Annotated in this window: 13 protein-coding genes and 1 pseudogene; 7 read left to right on the top strand and 7 right to left on the bottom strand. The window is 46.0% G+C overall.

The genetic code is table 11. The annotated features are described in order from the left end of the window. Window positions 1–21 precede the first annotated feature (21 nt). Together NFI81_RS11605 and NFI81_RS11600 are read right to left on the bottom strand one after the other, a co-directional pair. Window positions 22–669, bottom strand: coding sequence for a 2'-5' RNA ligase family protein (locus tag NFI81_RS11605; RefSeq protein ID WP_234612276.1), 648 nt, complete (start codon window positions 667–669; stop codon window positions 22–24). 158 nt (window positions 670–827) lie between these two features. Then, window positions 828–1,673, bottom strand: coding sequence for an AraC family transcriptional regulator (locus NFI81_RS11600; protein ID WP_234612277.1), 846 nt, complete (start codon window positions 1,671–1,673; stop codon window positions 828–830). A 157-nt stretch (window positions 1,674–1,830) separates the two neighbouring features. Here NFI81_RS11600 and NFI81_RS11595 point away from each other — a divergent pair, with 157 nt between their 5' ends. The 3 genes and pseudogenes from NFI81_RS11595 to NFI81_RS11585 form a co-directional block, all read left to right on the top strand. Next, window positions 1,831–2,802, top strand: coding sequence for a phytanoyl-CoA dioxygenase family protein (locus NFI81_RS11595; RefSeq protein ID WP_234612278.1), 972 nt, complete (start codon window positions 1,831–1,833; stop codon window positions 2,800–2,802). Window positions 2,803–2,920: 118 nt separating this feature from the next. Next, window positions 2,921–3,544 carry an START domain-containing protein gene (locus tag NFI81_RS11590; protein ID WP_234612279.1) on the top strand — a complete coding sequence of 208 codons (624 nt, stop codon included), beginning with the start codon at window positions 2,921–2,923 and terminating at the stop codon, window positions 3,542–3,544. Window positions 3,545–3,638: 94 nt separating this feature from the next. Next, window positions 3,639–3,773, top strand: a pseudogene (locus NFI81_RS11585) (DNA-binding response regulator); the annotation flags it as partial. 17 nt (window positions 3,774–3,790) lie between these two features. Here NFI81_RS11585 and NFI81_RS11580 read toward each other — a convergent pair. From NFI81_RS11580 to NFI81_RS11560, 5 genes are all read right to left on the bottom strand, one after another. After that, entirely contained in the window at window positions 3,791–4,798 is a 1,008-nt protein-coding gene (locus NFI81_RS11580; protein ID WP_234612281.1) for a T9SS type A sorting domain-containing protein, read from the bottom strand. 44 nt (window positions 4,799–4,842) lie between these two features. Continuing rightward, window positions 4,843–5,892, bottom strand: coding sequence for a phage tail-like protein (locus NFI81_RS11575; protein WP_234612282.1), 1,050 nt, complete (start codon window positions 5,890–5,892; stop codon window positions 4,843–4,845). A gap of 30 nt (window positions 5,893–5,922) precedes the next feature. Next, on the bottom strand, window positions 5,923–7,017 hold the full coding sequence (locus NFI81_RS11570) for a phage tail-like protein (protein WP_234612283.1): 1,095 nt from the start codon (window positions 7,015–7,017) through the stop codon (window positions 5,923–5,925). Window positions 7,018–7,152: 135 nt separating this feature from the next. Next, window positions 7,153–8,202, bottom strand: a complete 1,050-nt coding sequence (locus NFI81_RS11565; RefSeq protein WP_252176054.1) for an Ig-like domain-containing protein — start codon at window positions 8,200–8,202, stop codon at window positions 7,153–7,155. A 67-nt stretch (window positions 8,203–8,269) separates the two neighbouring features. Next, window positions 8,270–9,382: a hypothetical protein gene (locus tag NFI81_RS11560; RefSeq protein WP_234612285.1), complete on the bottom strand. Its 1,113-nt coding sequence runs from the start codon at window positions 9,380–9,382 to the stop codon at window positions 8,270–8,272. Between the two features lie 157 nt (window positions 9,383–9,539). On the opposite strand from NFI81_RS11560, the gene NFI81_RS11555 reads away from it, so the two are divergent. The 4 genes from NFI81_RS11555 to NFI81_RS11535 all read left to right on the top strand — a co-directional run bounded on the left by NFI81_RS11555 (window position 9,540) and on the right by NFI81_RS11535 (window position 16,825). After that, a complete protein-coding gene (locus NFI81_RS11555; RefSeq protein ID WP_234612286.1) occupies window positions 9,540–12,323 on the top strand; it encodes a DUF6797 domain-containing protein in 2,784 nt (927 codons plus the stop codon). Between the two features lie 214 nt (window positions 12,324–12,537). Then, window positions 12,538–12,948, top strand: coding sequence for a hypothetical protein (locus NFI81_RS11550; RefSeq protein ID WP_234612287.1), 411 nt, complete (start codon window positions 12,538–12,540; stop codon window positions 12,946–12,948). A gap of 56 nt (window positions 12,949–13,004) precedes the next feature. Beyond that, a complete protein-coding gene (locus tag NFI81_RS11545) occupies window positions 13,005–13,922 on the top strand; it encodes an NmrA family NAD(P)-binding protein (protein WP_234612288.1) in 918 nt (305 codons plus the stop codon). An 80-nt stretch (window positions 13,923–14,002) separates the two neighbouring features. Then, entirely contained in the window at window positions 14,003–16,825 is a 2,823-nt protein-coding gene (locus tag NFI81_RS11535) for a molybdopterin-dependent oxidoreductase (RefSeq protein WP_310589232.1), read from the top strand. The last annotated feature ends 6 nt before the right edge of the window (window positions 16,826–16,831 follow it).

Genomic DNA, 16,831 nt, shown 5'->3' with positions numbered 1-16,831 from the left:
GCGCGCCATGAAACAAACATTTCAAAACAATGAACCTTGTGTATAACAGCCTCCAGGGATTCCAAGAAGGGGAAATGTTGCAATTTGCTCGTACTTGGAGCCTGTGATCAGTGATCTCCTGAGCAGGATCATTTCGCTGGCTTGAAAAGTGGCCAGAAACTCGCGGTAAAGCCAGTCTATTGCAGCCTTGGCCGTTTGCAGAGCGCTCATATTTCTGGCAATGGTAAAATGCGGGTCGTCGCAGAAATGATTTTCTCCCGGCGCCCATTGTCGTACGTGACTTCCCACCTCCATTTTCAGTCTTTTAGCCAAATCGACAACCTGATCCGATGCGCTGGTTTCCAGGTCGACATAGAATGTGCCGTATTCGTACTTTTTAAACTGGGTAAGCGAAATGGATAACGGGGATGCATGACGGGCCACCTTCTCGAAACCCTGGATAATGCGATCCACTTTGTTTTCGTGGATCGTGCATTTGAAGAGTGTCAGGTGAGGCACCAGGTTGGCTGCATATGCGCAGCCATAATTCTCTTCGAAATACCGCTTGACATTATGTAGCAAAGCTTCTGTAACCTTATCACATGAAAATACCAACAGATATTCATACATGTGGTGCCGGATGCTGGCCAGTGTATTCCAATGGTTGTTGTTGATGTGAACCCGTTTCATAATTTATGTTGATGAAGTGTAATCCTGATGTAAAAATAATAATGTTATTTTAAATATCAAATATTTGACACTAAAAATATCTGAAATATTTTTCATAAAGTATTGACAGAGCCTGTTTTGAAGCGCGCAAGTTCGAATTTGACGCGTTATTCAGAAATTTAGGTTAGGTATTTTTTCCTGAAGTCAGACGGATTTTCGCTCACGATTTTCTTGAAAAGCTTATTAAAGTAAGAGAGGCTTTCAAAACCGACGGCAAAACAGGTCTCCGAGACAGTTTTGTTTTGCAATAGCAGATTTTTGGCTTGATTTATACGATATATATTCACGAAGTCAGTAAAAGTCATCTTGGCATTTTTTCGAAAAAACCTGCAAAATGCGGCCGTGGTAAGGTTAACGTGCTCTGCAATGACATTCACGTCCGGACTTTGGTCGTAATGCAATTCCACATATTTGTAGATCGAATCCATGCGGTGCTGCTCCTTTTGCAAGGATTTATTACCCGCAGGCAATGCATTCAGCGTAATGACTTCCTCGGAAGCAGCCAATGTTCTGAGGATTTGCAACAATAATATAAGTTGGTCAAAATGATCAAGATCAGGGAGTTGCTTCAACTGTGTGCCAATGGCTTTCTTTGTTTGGCCGGAAAATGATAGTCCGTAATGAGACTTTTCAAAAAGGGTTTTGATTGGGGCGAATTCAGGGATATTCAAGAAATCTTTGCCTAAAAAATTTTCTTTCATCTGAATAATAACCTGCTCACAATCAGTTCGAACGCCATAATCGAAATTGAGGTGCGGGATATTTGGACCAATAAAAACCAAATCACTTCCTTCATAAACCGACGTATGGTCGCCCACATGGCGCGTGCCGCTGGTTCCTTCCACATAAACGATCTCATACTCAGGATGTAAATGCCATAAGAACGTGTCATTCAGTCCGGGAGTCAGCAGCACTTTAAATGAGCTTCCCTCGCTTGGAGTAATTTCTTCCCGAATGATCTTCATAGTTTCAAGTCCATATTTATGTGTTGCTATTGACTAAAATACATAAAGTTCCAGACATTAATATCAATGGAGAGCAAATTTTGGTTACTGGAAAGGTGGCGTAGCGGCTCTTTGGATGATAGCTTTGTTATATAAATTCACGTAATAATATTATAGCATGGAACAACAAACAATGGCTGCGACAATGGTGCCGGGCAATGCGCATACCGACATTCCGGGAAATCCATCGACTGCGAAATCAAGCAATGTGAAACTGAATGACAGAAGTAATGGGAGGCCGCTGGGGTTGATGACGGAGGAGGATTGGGATTTTTGGATCACAAATGGCTACATCGTAATTAAGGATGCAGTGCCGAAAGAGCAGGTCAAGAAGCTGGCGGATTTTCTTTGGGAATTCGAAGAAAAAGATCCGAATGATCCCGAAACCTGGTATGCACCTGCGCGTGCGGAGATGAAAATGAAGGAGTTAACAAACACGGGAATGGTTGAAATTTACAACCATCAGTATTTGTGGGATAACCGCCAGTTTCCAAAAGTTCATCAGGCGTTTACGGACATATGGGGGACGGAAAAGCTCTGGGTGACGATCGATCGAGCCAATCTGAACTTGCCGTTGCGGCCCGGATTTGATTATAAAGGCTTCATTCACTGGGATTATGATCCCGAAACAAAACCGCAAAATGTGCAAGGCGTGTTAGCCCTGGCGGATCAGGATGATGAAAATATGGGTGGGTTCCAGTGTATCCCGGAGCTTTTCCGAACTTACGACACCTGGAAACTGACGCAACCTGATGATCGTAATCATTTTCAGCCGGATACAACCGGTTTCGATCTGGTGAAAGTGAAGATGCAGGCGGGTGATCTGCTGATTTTTAACAGCTCTCAGCCGCATGGCATCAGGCCAAATCGTAGTAAAGATAAGGTGCGCCTCGCCCAATATATTTCCATGATGCCGGCTCAGGAAGAGGATGAAGCCTTGCGCCAATGGCGGATTAAATCCTGGCAGGAGAGGGAAGCTCCCACAGGTTACGCATTCCCCGGGGATCCGAGAAATTGGGAGAAAACCAAATTTGAGAGGGCCGAGCTGTCGGAACTTGGAAGGAAGCTGCTCGGGCTGGATAAGTGGTGATGAATTGGTCCACACTTGTCATTCGAAACCGGTTTTCTGTCAATTGATCCGTGTTTTCTAGCGATTGGTCATTTTATGATTGAGGCTGAGTGGTCAGAATTGCGATTTTTGCATTGTTATGAGCAAGGCGATCATCATTTTTCTGTTGCTTTACTTCCTTGTTCTTGGCCAGTCGGATTGGAAATTGGCCGTCGAAAAGGAGGGCATAAAGGTTTATGCCAAAACGGTCTCCGACTCGAAAATTAAAGCATTAAAGGCGGAGTGTGTTGTGAAAGCCAGTGTTCAAGAAGTGCTTGCATTGTTACTGGATGTGAAAGCAGCAGAAAAGTGGGTCTGTCATACAAAGGTTTGTTCGCTGGTCCGAAAAGTGTCCCCAACTGAACTTTACTACTATACAGAAGTGTCATTGCCGTGGCCGATAGAAAACAGGGATTTCGTGACGCATATGGAAGTTTTCCAAGATCCTGTGACAAAAATTGTGACGGTTAACGCACCCGCAGTGCCGGGTTTGGTTTCTCCGAAAAAAGGTAAAGTTCGCATTAACCATTCGTCCAATGTCTGGAAAATTATCCCGCTGGATAAAGAACACGTGAAGCTGGATTACACTTTGCAAGTCGATCCGGGCGGTCTGTTGCCTGCGTGGGTAGTCAATTCGTTTGCTTGCCAGGGGCCGATTATCAGCTTTACGGCTATGAAAAAGGAATTGAGCAGTGGAAAATACAAGCAAGTCATGAGCAATTAAACGCCGAATTTGCGAAACACCTTTAACCCATTGAGAATCCAAACTTCTTCGCAGTCTTCACGAGCAATGCAACCAGGTCTTAGGGCGCTATGCTGCTCTATTGGAACTCTGGGTAGACGATTCCTTTTTCAACGGACGCAGTCTTGATGTTTTTATCACCAAGCTGCGCCGTCACTTAAAGGATGATCCTCAAATCCAGATCATTGATATCCGGGGGGATTGGATATAAGTTGATTGTCTAAATGGTTAGTTTTTAATCAACTTAGAGGAATGCAATGTCCCATCCTGCTCCCTGACTTGTATTACATAAATGCCGGCGGTAAGTTGTTTTAGATTAATTGCACTGTCGGGAAGTTGCTGAAACTGACTTTTATTCGCTTCATAAACCACTCTGCCTGATTTGCTGATAATTTTAACATTGTCCAATGACTGCACATCCGGCATTTCAATAGTAAGCCAATCGGTGACGGGATTGGGATGGAACGCAATAGCCAGGTTATTTCCCACACGAATGTTTCGGATTCGGCTGAACGCATAGCTTCCGTCGTTGTCAACCATTCGTAACCGGTAATAATGTTCAGCTGCTAACGGTCGCTGATGTACGTATGAATATGTACGCTCAATTTTGCTGTCACCATTTGATTTCACTTCTCCCAATGCCAGCCAGTTTTTGCCGTCTGTGCTATGTTGTATCTCAAAGAAATTGCTGTTTGCTTCAAACGAAGTGCTCCAAGTCAGCACAACATCATTTTCCCTTTGAGCGGCCACAAAATCCACAAGCGTAACTGGCAACACGCTGCCGGAAGAAGTCGCTGTGATGAAATTGACATTTGTCCAGTCACCCGTTTCATGGACATTATTCCCAAGAGGGTCAGCCGTGCTTTTGTTGGTTGGGATCTGGTAAACCTCATTCGCACCGGCACTAGCCAGTTGCAGCATATCCTCAGAATTTCCATTCAACTCCGATTCCAGATATGTTATCAGCACTTTTCCCTTAAACGAAAACGGGTTCGCAAGCTTATAAACCCGATTTATACTACCAGTTGGTTTACCAACGACCGGTTCGCTGGAATGTGTGATCTCGTTATTATTTAAGTTGGTAGCTTCGGTGGGCGTCAATGACAGCGAACTGACGGTCACTATCGTACCGGGAGAAATAAAAAAGCTGTTATCGCCCGTTTTAAGTTGCGCGTATGCAGGAGACGAGACAGACCAATATACAACCAGTGCCACTACAATATATTTTGTTTTCATAAACGAACGATGATTAATCGGGTGAAAATTGGACATGTTAAGCATCAGAGTTTTTGCAGAAGCCTTCCATTGAAGTGAGCGGTTGAATTTGAAGTTTCCAGTTCGATGCCATTGGTTCCGGATTTTCCCCTAACAAATACTACCTCACCTTGCTGTAACTGACAATCAATTGTTATTATAGAAGTGTGTTTTGAAACTGCTTGGTATTTGAAATCTAGGGCAATTTCCACTAATGAGCTACCTGTATTCTTTATCAATTGCAAAGTCGGACTGAAAGTTAGATTAGGGTGGGTCCATTCAACCATGGCGTCGAAATGATAAATTCCGCTAACAGGGGCTGTGAAACTGTTGGAAGCAGCGCTGTAAGCTCCGCCCAGATTGTAAGCAACAGTGCCGAAATTCACGGTCACATAATCAGCCCCGCCAGATGAATTGATATTTCCTCCTCCGTTAATTCCGACTTCTGAAAATGCGATTAAGTTTACGGCTGGAAATTGCCAGGTTGCATTACCAGCGGCATCTGATGTTAGTATCTTGCCACTCGCAGGAGATTGACCATTTCCTGCGATTTTAAGTTTCCCAAAAACATGTAATGCAAGCCCAGATGTGCTTGAAGCAAAAACTCCTACGCCGCTTGAACTGGTTCCGGAAACGCCAATGCCTGCATCGGAAGCACCTCTAACACCTACTACCTGTGAAGATCCGGAAATTGCGATTGAATTTGGCGAACTTCCTGTATTTGATATATAGAATAAAGCTACGTTGCTGCTACCGATTTGGCTAAAAGGGAAACTTAATTTCGTTCCAAGCAATTGCCAAAGTGGATTGTTGCTATCTCCGGAATTGTAATAAAATCCTTCGGTGCCCATCTGCGTATTGGTATTATAAAGGAGTAGAGCATTTGCAGGATTGGGAATCGTAAATTTGTCAGTTGCCGATTGCAATGAAATTTTTGGAAATAAAACACCTTTGCTTGTGCTATTAACATCTAAGATTGAGCTTGGGTGTGGAGAGTTTGTATTTATGCCGACACTTTGTGCAAACGCGTTTTGCCAGAGTAACGTTATCACGAATGAGGTAAATAAAATTTTCATTTATTGTGCAAATTATTGGTGGTAGAATATTTAAAGTTCAATGGCGAGATGCCCGTTGAAATGTGCATCCCTATCAGACATTCCCAGCGCCACCTGCGATCCATATGCTCTTGCAATCACATTCACCAGATCACCTTGCTCTAATTCGCAGTCGATAGCTATATGTGATGTGTGAAATCCATCTGTTGACGTTGCTCTGCTTTCGGATAATTCAGTGGAGACACCGTTTCTAATTCTGACAAGTTTCATTGTAGGGCCAAAAGGATCATCTGGGCCTGCCTTTTCCCATCTAACCATCACATCGAAATGGTAAATTCCTTGTTTTGGCGCATTGAAAGTGCTATGAGGAGACATATTGACATCGTTGTAATTTGCCCCGATATCGTATTTTTGACTCGCAAATGCGATTTTAACAAAGCTATTTTCTGACATGTTCTGGCTCCCACCTCCCAAGATGCCGCTAGCATAAAATCCATTGAAAATATTGTCAAATTCATTAACCGGCGTTTCCCAAGAAGCATTGCCAATTCCGTCCGATGTTAGCACTTTGCCTACTCCGTGTGCATTTCCAGAGCTAATATATTTGAGTTTCCCGTCGACCTCCAAGGCGAGTCCTGAGGTTGAAGAAGCATACACCGCGGTCCCGGTTTGGAGACTGGTTCCATACACCGCCGTTCCACTGGAAGAGATGCCTGCTATCGCCTGGCCATTGTCTGCATAAGCTCCAATGGCGGCTGAATTGCCAGATGATGCGGTGTTTTTAACAGAAAATAGAGCCACAGGACTCGCTTCTGCCTGAGTGAACGGTAGCTTGATGTTTTCTTCCAAATTTTTCCAAGAAGGGCTAGCGGGCGTCCCGATATTAAAATAAAACCCTGCTTTATCCAGTAGTCCAGGATTGGTATTAAAAATCAGCAACCCTCGTTCGGGATTTTGAATAGCACCTGCATCCGTGGTAGATTGCAGGAAAATACGAGGTAGCAGCACGCCCTTATTAGTAGCATAGATATCCAGCGCCGCACTCGGATCAGGGTAGTAAGTGCCGATGCCGACATTCCCAACAGTTTGAGCAAATAGCTTTTGGTGAAACCATAAGAGTGTAAAAAGTAGAAAGATTTTCTTCATAACATAGCAAGGTTTACAAAGTGTATGGACGCATTTCCTTAATGCGCTGGATAAAAATTGCGCAGCTTTTGCGTTGTTACACTATCCGATGAGCCAGGTGCTGGTTTGAGTTATTAATCGGCAAGACCTTGCCTTTTACTTTTGAGTATTGAAGGGAATATTGATTATTTCGGCAGAAGAAAGGGGCCTGCTTTCCTTCGAAACATCCCGGTCAAAATGACGGTTAATATTGTTTCCGGCCAGATCTTCGAGTCTGGTTTCAACTTGAAGGATGTAATTGTCGTGATTCCAGGGCCCGCCAGGGGTGAATTGGGCGGATTTTTCTTTCGGGCCGATGCGCCATTTACCGGTTAACGGCTGGCCGTTAACCGTGGTTATAGAGAGGGTTTCTGTGAGGAGGCTGTGGTCGAGGGATTCCTTGAAATGTACTTTTATGGGTTGGTTTGTTCCTTTTTTAGGCAACGCGAGTTTCCACCTCGCTGGTGCGGGTGAAATGCTGTCGCGGGATGTGGTGATAAAGGTTTTTTTGAATGCGGTTTTCAATTTTCCACCATTCGTGTCCTGCCATTCACGAGAGACGATTATTTGGTAGGAAGCATGATTTTGCAGCGGAGTGCCTAGTTTTTTGTTGGGTTGAAGGTCTCTTTTTATCCTGCCGGGATCGAGCCAGAGCGTCAGAATGGTGCGGTTTTCGTTCCAGAGTTCTGGTTGGAGATCGAGAAATGCTCCATGTATAGTGTCGGAGCCATTTTTTATTAATGTTACAAATTTGCCCGACTGGCCTTCGCGCATAGGATGGGTAAAGTGCAAAAAAACTTTCAGAAGATTTTCAGGGAGCGTGTCTGCGGACGGGAAAAATTGGACGAGCTCCGGGGCGTCAGAAGCGTCTGCCATCGGAATACCGAATGTGCCTGAATTTTGATTTTGAATATATATCTGATAATCAAGTCCGCGGGTGAATGGGACAAGGGGTTCAAAAACAACTAAATCGCCTTCTTTTGAAAATTCTCCCAAGATAGCGACCTGATTTTCACTGCTTTTACGTGTAATTTTAACCAGTTTTGGAAGAGCGTCTTCTGATACAGATTCCAGTTTTTGACCTGGAAATGATACGCTAACCGCCTTTTTTTCTTTCCAGCGAATGGTAATACGGTCATCTTGTTCCTTTTTCTTGCATCCGGACATTGAAGTCCAAACAAAAAAGATCAGGCCAAACATCGTGTTTAGCCTGATCTCCCTAAAAATCAGCTGCTTACAAATAACGCTCACTGGACGTCCAAAGGTCTAAGCTTCCGTTTGATCTGCGTTGCAGCAGAACCATTCTCGTGTCATCCAGCTTGTCCAGTTGAATCACATTGGTTACGGGCAGCGAAACGAAATCAACGCCTGCCGTAGCAAAGTTTTCTTCAACCGGCGTAGTAAGTGAGCCCTGGAATGTCTCGATGCTTTTGTATTTTACTTTGAAAACCGGACGACTGGAATTGGCCATCATCAGAAATGATTCGGTGCCTTTTTTCATCGTTACCATGTCAATAGGCGAGTTTCCGCTGCCCATTTCAGCAACGGTCCGGCCTTTTACATGGGAGCCTGGTTTTAGCTCATCCAAAGGAAAGAGCACCAAAGGCGTGCAGGTGTAACTGGCAACCAAATATTTTTTACCACTGATCTCAGCCGTTGTAAAAGTGCGGATAGGGGACAATGTTTCGTATTTTCCGTGTGCTGCGTGGTAAATTTCAAGCGTTGCCTGATCTTGCTTATCACTAAATGGAAAGGGAATGCTGCGGAAAGTTGAGGCGAATTCCTGGCCGGAAAGACCACTTACCAACACTTTCCCATCGGCAAAACCAATGTCGGAAATGGCGGAAACACGTAACGAATTGCCTCTTTTGTCTTTCGCTTCTTCCGACGGAGCACCGTTCAATGTCAGGCTCGAAAACATGACGTCTTTGGTGCTCACTGCCTCAATTTTATCGCCCGCAATTTTAAACAAAACCGGTGTGCCATCGCCGGATTGAACGGCGCAGTATACATTTTTGGAAATGGGATTGACAGCAATATCCTGGATCGTAATGTTCTGTGCATCAGTGCCTAACAAGGCGGCAATTTTCTGGTCAATATTCTTGATTTCAATGTTGGGAGCTTGCGTTGCGCTGGCAGCGTCTTTGGTGTCGATAGCAAAAACGGTCGCGCTTTTTGAGTCTCCAACGAGCAAAATCCCGTCCGGGCCGAATGCCAGGCCGCTGATCGATTTTATTTCCGGTGTTCCTTTGACCAAACCATAATTTCCGCGTGAAAAGCGGCTGGTTCCGGCCAAGAGCATGAGTCCGGCGCAGCCCAGAGCCAACAGAAAATACATCTTTTTCATATCCTTATTAGTTTAGTGATTTTGTAAACCGACGAATGTTAAATTTATTGAATTTATTGCGGTTTTGCACGAGTTCTTTCAGTTTTCAAATGCTCATGCAAGTAACTTTCAAACTACAACCGACTTTTGAACATGTTCTTTTATTATGCGATTAACCATGCTCATTATTTTGAAACATTGCCGTAAACACCTCGGGGCGATCTGGATGTGTATTTTGACATTAGGATCTATTTTTTTGACCGGCTATACGGACAACAAAACGGTCGTTTCGAATTACAAAGATTCGCTGGAACTCGGTACGTTTATAGAAGCCGGTTTTCCTTACATTGCTACATCGGTCGATGCGCGCAAGCTCGGGCCTGCTTATCCACAGGACAATATGGCGGCAAGGACATTGGCTTTGCAGCTCGGCGGTGATGCTTATGTATGTTTTGATACGGATCTTCTGCGCTGGTCGGTGGCCTGGACAGGGAAATATTTGCCAATGGTTTTGATGGCGCAGATTTCTTACAAGGACTTCTTTAATAAAAATAACAAAATCGCCTCGCTCACGGGCGATGCCAAAATAGCCACTGGCCTTTATCCGGGCTGGACGCTGGAAAAACCTTTCTCCGGTGATTTATCCAAAATCAACGAAATAAAACAGCCCACCTGGGCGCCAATGCCCGCTGAGCGAGGACGGTGGAAGGGTGTGTATGTGTATGGAAATCAGGCTGTTCTTAATTATTCGGTGGGTAATGCTGATGTTGCCGAGTTGCCGGGGAGCGCGAAGTTTGAAGATCAAACCGTTTTCACCAGAGCATTTCAGTTTGAAAACATTTCGAAAGACATTTTCCTGACAGCCGGCGAAGTGCGCAATGCAACAGGTTCAGAGGTTAAAGGTAAAATTGTCTATTTGTATCAAGGCGCAAATAAGGATACGGTGACGGCTGTTGGTATTTTGGGCAAAGGCGGCTCATTGCAGCCCGAAATTGCTGGTAATCAGTTTTTGACTGTGAAAGTTTCGGCTTCTCAAAAACCTGTTAACGAAACAGTTGTCATCTGGAAAGGGCCTGCCCGACTTAAAAAAGCATTTGAAAATTATTGCAAAAAAGCAAAGGTCACCATTCCCGATTACAAGAAAGGTGGCCCTGCGCTTTGGAAAGAAACCGTGTTAACCAAAGGAAAACTCGCGCCGGGCACAGCCGCATTCGTGACGGACCAATTGACATTGCCCTTACCAAATCCCTGGAAGCGTAATGTTCGGGTGGCGGATGTAGCGTTTTTCAAAGACGGGCGGGCTAGCGTAGTAACATTTGAGGGCGACGTCTGGATGATCGAGGGAATTGATAAAAACCTGCAAAATTTGAAATGGACGCGGTTTGCTTCTGGTTTTCATGAACCCATGAGCATTGAAATCGTGAAGGATCAGGTGTTTGTTTTTGGGAGAGAAGGCATCGTGAAATTGCACGATCTTAATAAAGATGGCGTCGCGGATTTTTATGAGAATTTTTCCAATGTCATGGAACAGTCGGCGGAATCGCGGGAATGGGCAGCGGACATGGTGACGGCACCAGACGGTAGTTTTTACATTGCAAAAGGCGGAAGTCTGGACAATGGGCCGGGCATGACTTCAAAAACGGGAAAAGGTTTCAGATCGGGATCAAGTCAGAATGGTGCTATCTTAAAAATCAGCTTGGACGGGCTGAAATCGGAGGTAATTGCGACGGGCCTGAGAGGTCCTTATCTGGGCATTCATCCCGAAAAAGGCATCCTTACTTCATCCGACCAGCAGGGAAATTTTGTTCCGTCCACGCCGATTTATATGATCAAAAAGGGGGATTATTACGGCGTTCAGCCCACCATGCATCGCTCGGATAATCCGGAAATAGCGCCTCCTTTGACGTGGATTCCGCATAGGGTGGACCGCTCGGCCATTAGTCAGGCGTGGATTACTGGTGATAAAATGGGTCCGCTCAATGGCAGTTTGATCCATTTTTCATTTGGCAGACCAGGATTGTTCAGGGTTTTAATTGATAGTTCTTCCAAAGTAATTCAGGGCGGCGTCTCCGTCATTCATGCCGATTATCCGGCTCCAACTTCCAAAGGCATTATGAACCCGGTTGATGGGCAGCTTTATGTGGCTGGCTTCAATTTGTGGGGCTCGACTTCGACGGGAATCAGCGCGTTGCTGCGCCTGCGTTACACAGGTAAACCGAGTTATTTGCCCAACCAGTTTAAGGCTGGGAAACAGGGCATTGTGCTAGGTTTTGACACAGAACTGGATCCGAAATTGGCCACTGATCCAGGTAATTTTGCTATCAAAAGATGGAATTACCAGCGTACAGAAGAATACGGCTCGGGACACTTTAAAATGGATGGAACTTCGGGTGAAGAAACAATGTCGGCTGTGGCCTCTTACTTGTCTGCGGATCGTAAAAAAGTGCTCTTACTAGTGCCGGAAATGGCCAAAGTAATGCAAGTGGAAGTTTCGTACAAACTGGCTGCGGCAGATGGCAAAAAAATGAATGATAGCTTCTGGTTTACAGTCAATAAAGCCGAAAATATGGATCTGAAATCTTCTGGATTCAGCAATGTTGATCTGGCGCTTTTGGATGTTAAGAAACCAGAAGTTACGGCGGCTCCTGAAAAAGCAGTTGTGGTTTCAGCGGATCATGGCAGGGAAATTTTTCAAAAAATGGCTTGCGCTGGCTGTCACTCGGAAGGAACCAAAACAGACGGAATGTATGGCCCGCCATTCCAGAATTTGTATGGCTCCAAACGTGTTTTCGAGGACGGAACGACGACGACTGCCGATGAAAAATACATCAGGGAATCCATTCTGAAACCGGGAGATCACATCGTAAAAGGTTATAATGAAGAAATGCCCTCGTTCGTGGGTATTCTTACGGATCCTGACATTGAATCGATGATTTTATATATCAAATCGCTAAAAAAGTAAACATCAAAACGCGGTTTAATAGGATCAGGGAGATATATTAACCTCCCTGTTTCAAGTGGATTTGACGGCTTCGCTTTTTGAGGGTGTATTGTCGCTGTTGCCACCTTGCACGTTCATAAATGCAACGCGAATACAGGTGGAGATTTGGAAACTTTGATCCGGCTTTGATATATTTGTTTTTGCCGCAAATCAAAAACTGTAACTCCGAAAAAGTATGGATGTACCCAATTATTTGCGAGACGAAATAAAAGCATATTTTCCTGAATCTAGCGAATTGCAACTTTCAAGCGCTTTTGCCAATCACCGGCGTTTTAACTTTTACTTCGAAATCGCTCCGCAACAACGCTTCCTGCTCTATTTAAGCTGGGATGGCGATTATGACAGATTTACATTTAAGTCGCTCGAATTCAGCAGCGAAGAAGTGCTGCGGGCGCTAGCGGATGCCTATCCCGAAAAGGGATCCAGAATATTTAACATGGGTCAGCCACGCTCAACGGTTTCATTCGAAAGCAGGGGCGGCGGAAGGCTGTCTGCATTGGAGTTCAAAGGAATTATCCACTGCGACATCAGTGCCGGAGAGATTTCTGGCCGTGAACTTATGGAATGTGTTGATCCCTTGAAGTGATGAGATTTATGCGGGTACAATTGTTGTAGCTTCTCCCGCACATTCAAATCTTCATCATGACAGACTTTACGCAACCGCCCAAATCCGGGACAATCATTCTGGCTGGCGCCACAGGCGAATTGGGTTTTCTTATTGCCGGTTTTGTGATCCGGCGCGGCGGCATTTTAAAGGCGTTGGTCAGGAAAGGAAGTTCCAGTTCACGTATTCCAGAGCTGCGCCGTCTGGGCGCTGAGATCATTGAGGTGGATTTTAACAGTGTAGCCGAACTGACGCAAGCCTGTTCCGGCGGAACTTGTGTAGTTTCTGCCCTTTCGGGGCTTAGGGACGTGATCGTGGAAACGCAAACCCGTTTATTGAATGCAGCCGTCGAAGCAGGCGTTCCGCGCTTTATTCCGTCAGATTACTGCATTGACTTTACCAAATTGCCGGAAGGAAGCAACCGCAACCTCGATCTCCGCCGTGAGTTCAGCACCAGGCTCGATAATGCGCCTATAGCACCCACTTCTATTCTCAACGGCATGTTTACAGACCTGCTAACCGGGCAGGCGCCCGTGGTTTTATTTAAGATCAAACGTGTGCTTTACTGGGGGGATGCCAATCAACCAATGGATTTTACAACAACCAGAGATACAGCTGCTTATACAGCCGCTGCCGCGCTCGATCCGACAACGCCGCGATTCCTGCGCATTGCCGGTGAGGTTGCAACGATCCGGGATATCCAATCGGCTGCTACGAAAGTGACGGGCGAGGAATTCGGGACATTGCGTGCGGGCAGTTTGGAATTTCTTGCATTAATGATCAAAATTACACGCGCCTTATCCCCCAAGAACGACGAAGTATTTCCGCCCTGGCAAGGAATGCAATATTTGCACAATATGTTGAGCGGCAAGCCAAAACTCAGTCCGCTCGATAATAACCGTTATCCGGAAATCCGCTGGACGCTTGTGCGGGAAGTGCTCGCAACGAAACATTAAGCTTCACTTCAACAAGCAACGTGGATGGGTAGACTTCCGCTTCGGTAGCGCTTATTGGAATTATATTATTTCACCATGATATGACGAACAAGAAAGCGGACAGCGAAGGGACAAACAATGATTATTTTTTCAATCTGCCGGAAGACCGCCGTCTTTTCCTTAAACAGTCCATGGCCATTGCCGGGCTGGCATTGGCGCCCGCTTCTTTCCTGCAAGCGGCAGTTGAAGAGGAGCTGCCTGTTGGAAATGCTGAAAAAGTCAAACTCTCTTTGCACGTAAACGGCAAAAAGAAGCGCTTAACCATAGACCCGCGCACGACCACACTGGATCTGCTCCGCGAAAAACTGGCGCTTACCGGAACAAAAAAAGGCTGCGATTTTGGCCAGTGCGGAGCATGTACCATTCATATTGATGGTCAACGCGTGCTTTCCTGCATGAGCTTCGCTGTTATGCAAGACGGAAAAAAAATCACAACGATAGAAGGCCTGGGCAATGAAAATGAGCTTCACGCAATGCAGGAGGCTTTTATCAAGCATGATGGTTTCCAATGCGGTTACTGCACGCCCGGCCAGATTATGTCCGCAGTTTCCTGCGTTCGCGAGGGACAAGCAGGATCGGAAGCTGAGATTCAGGAATTCATGAGCGGCAACCTTTGCCGCTGTGGCGCTTATCCGAACATTGTGAATGCCATCAAGGATGTTGCTGACCGTAATCAAAAAGAAAAAACGGCACCTGTTAACCATCATGAACCGCAAATGTCGCTTGATCGCGTGGATGGGTGGGTTAAGGTGAAAGGAACCGCGCCTTATTCGGCGGAATATGCCTTTGAAAATTTGGTTCACGCAGTGCTGATAACGAGTACGATAGCAAAGGGGTTTATTTCAAATATGAATTCAAAAGACGCAGAAGCCGTGCCTGGTGTGCTGGCTGTGATCAGCCATTTGAATTCTCCTGGAGTGCCGGGATACGGAGAAGCTAAGCAACCTGCCGAGCGGGCAAACATGGGTACGGCGTTTCGTGTATTTTTCGATAATCTCATTTATTTCAATGGTCAGCCGGTTGCTATGGTCGTTGCTGAAAGCTGGGAGCAGGCCAATTACGCTGCCTCGCTTGTGAAAATCGAATACGAAATTGAAAAGCACCGGACTGATTTTGAGGCAAATATGCAGCATGCTGCCATTGCGCAGGGTGTTCTGAAAAATAAAAATTCTCCGTTTCAGGATTATGTCAGAGGAAATCCTGCTGCGATTCATGATGCAAAAGTGAAAATAGAAGCCACGTACACAATCCCGACACAGCATCATCAGCCGATGGAGCCGCATGCGATCATTGCGGTTTGGGAAGGCGCAGATAAGTTGACGATATATGATAAAAATCAAGGGGTTAAGTCGGCGCAGGGGAATCTGGCGCAGGCATTCAAACTGCCGCGGGAAAATGTAAAAGTGAATGCACAGTTTATTGGCGGGGCATTTGGATCGGGCATCCGCGTATGGCCTCATACTGTGGCGGCTGTGCTGGCTGCCAAAAAATTGAACCGGCCTGTAAAGCTGGTTTTGGGGCGTGAATTAATGTTCACATCGGTGGGTTACCGGCCTTATACGGTTCAAAAAGTGGCGATTGGCGCCGATGAAAACGGAGTACTTTCTGCGATTGCGCACGAAGGAATAGGGCAAACCTCGGCTTATGAAGAGCACCTGGAACGGACCATCCTCGCTTCCCGCGCCATGTATGCCTGCCCGAATGTATCAACGAAATACAAGCTGCTCAGTCTCGATGTGAACACACCCACATGGATGCGCGGCCCTGGTGACGCAACGGGCATGTTTGCATTGGAATCAGCATTGGATGAATTGGCATATGCATTGGAAATGGATCCGCTGGATATGCGGTTGCGCAATTATGCGGAAAGCGATCCGGAACGGAATTTGCCCTGGTCGGCCAAAGGGCTCAGGGAATGTTATGAGCTGGGCGCAGAGAAATTTGGTTGGAAAAATCATACATTGGAACCGCGTTCTATGCAAAAGGATGGAATGTTTGTCGGCTATGGCGTGGCTTCCAGTTTATATGGTTTCCACCGGCATCTGAGCAAAGCCAAAGCCATTATGCTCGCAAGCGGCTCGGTAGTCGTGCAAAGCGCCACGATGGATATCGGGCCGGGAACTGGAACAGCCATGACCAGCATTGCAGCCAAAGTATTGGGAATAAGCCCGAAAAAGATCCGCTTTGACTTAGGAGATTCCAGCCTGCCGGACGCGCCGGGGCAAAACGGCTCATCGACGATTCCGAGTGTTGGCTCTGCGGTGCATATGGCCTGCGAAGCGCTGAAAAAGAAACTGGCGGAATTGGCTGCCGCAGTGCCAGGCTTAGGCTCAAAAGACATTCCTTATCAGGATATTTTGAAATACCACAATTTACCTCAGGTTGAAGTCACCGAAGAATCGAAATCCGGGCCGGAACGCGATCAATATTCCATGTATTCTTTTGGCTGCCATTTCGTGGAAGTTCATGTAAATCCTGTCACCGGCGAAGTGCGCGTGAAGCGTGTTGTGACTTGTGCGGATGTGGGCAAAATCATCAATTACAAAACCGCTCGCAGCCAGTCAATTGGCGGCGTGGTCGGTGGTATTGGCATGGCGCTGATGGAAGCGTCCGTTATGGATCATCGCTATGGTCGCTATATTAACAACGATTTTGCCAATTATCACATTCCCGTCCACACAGATATTCCTCAAATTGACGTGATCTATGTGGATAAGCCTGATACGCTCGTAAATCCGATCGGCTCAAAAGGCTTGGGAGAAATAGCCATCGTCGGCGTAGCCGCTGCTGTCGCCAATGCGGTATTTCATGCCACAGGAAAGCGCATCCGGGAGTTGCCTATTACGGTTGAAAAGTTGGTTTGAGATGAG

It is taken from the genome of Dyadobacter fanqingshengii (assembly GCF_023822005.2).
Classification (GTDB): Bacteria; Bacteroidota; Bacteroidia; order Cytophagales; family Spirosomataceae; genus Dyadobacter; species Dyadobacter fanqingshengii.
The sequence above is the reverse complement of the archived record's forward strand: the minus strand, read 5'-3'. Positions and strand labels throughout refer to the sequence as shown.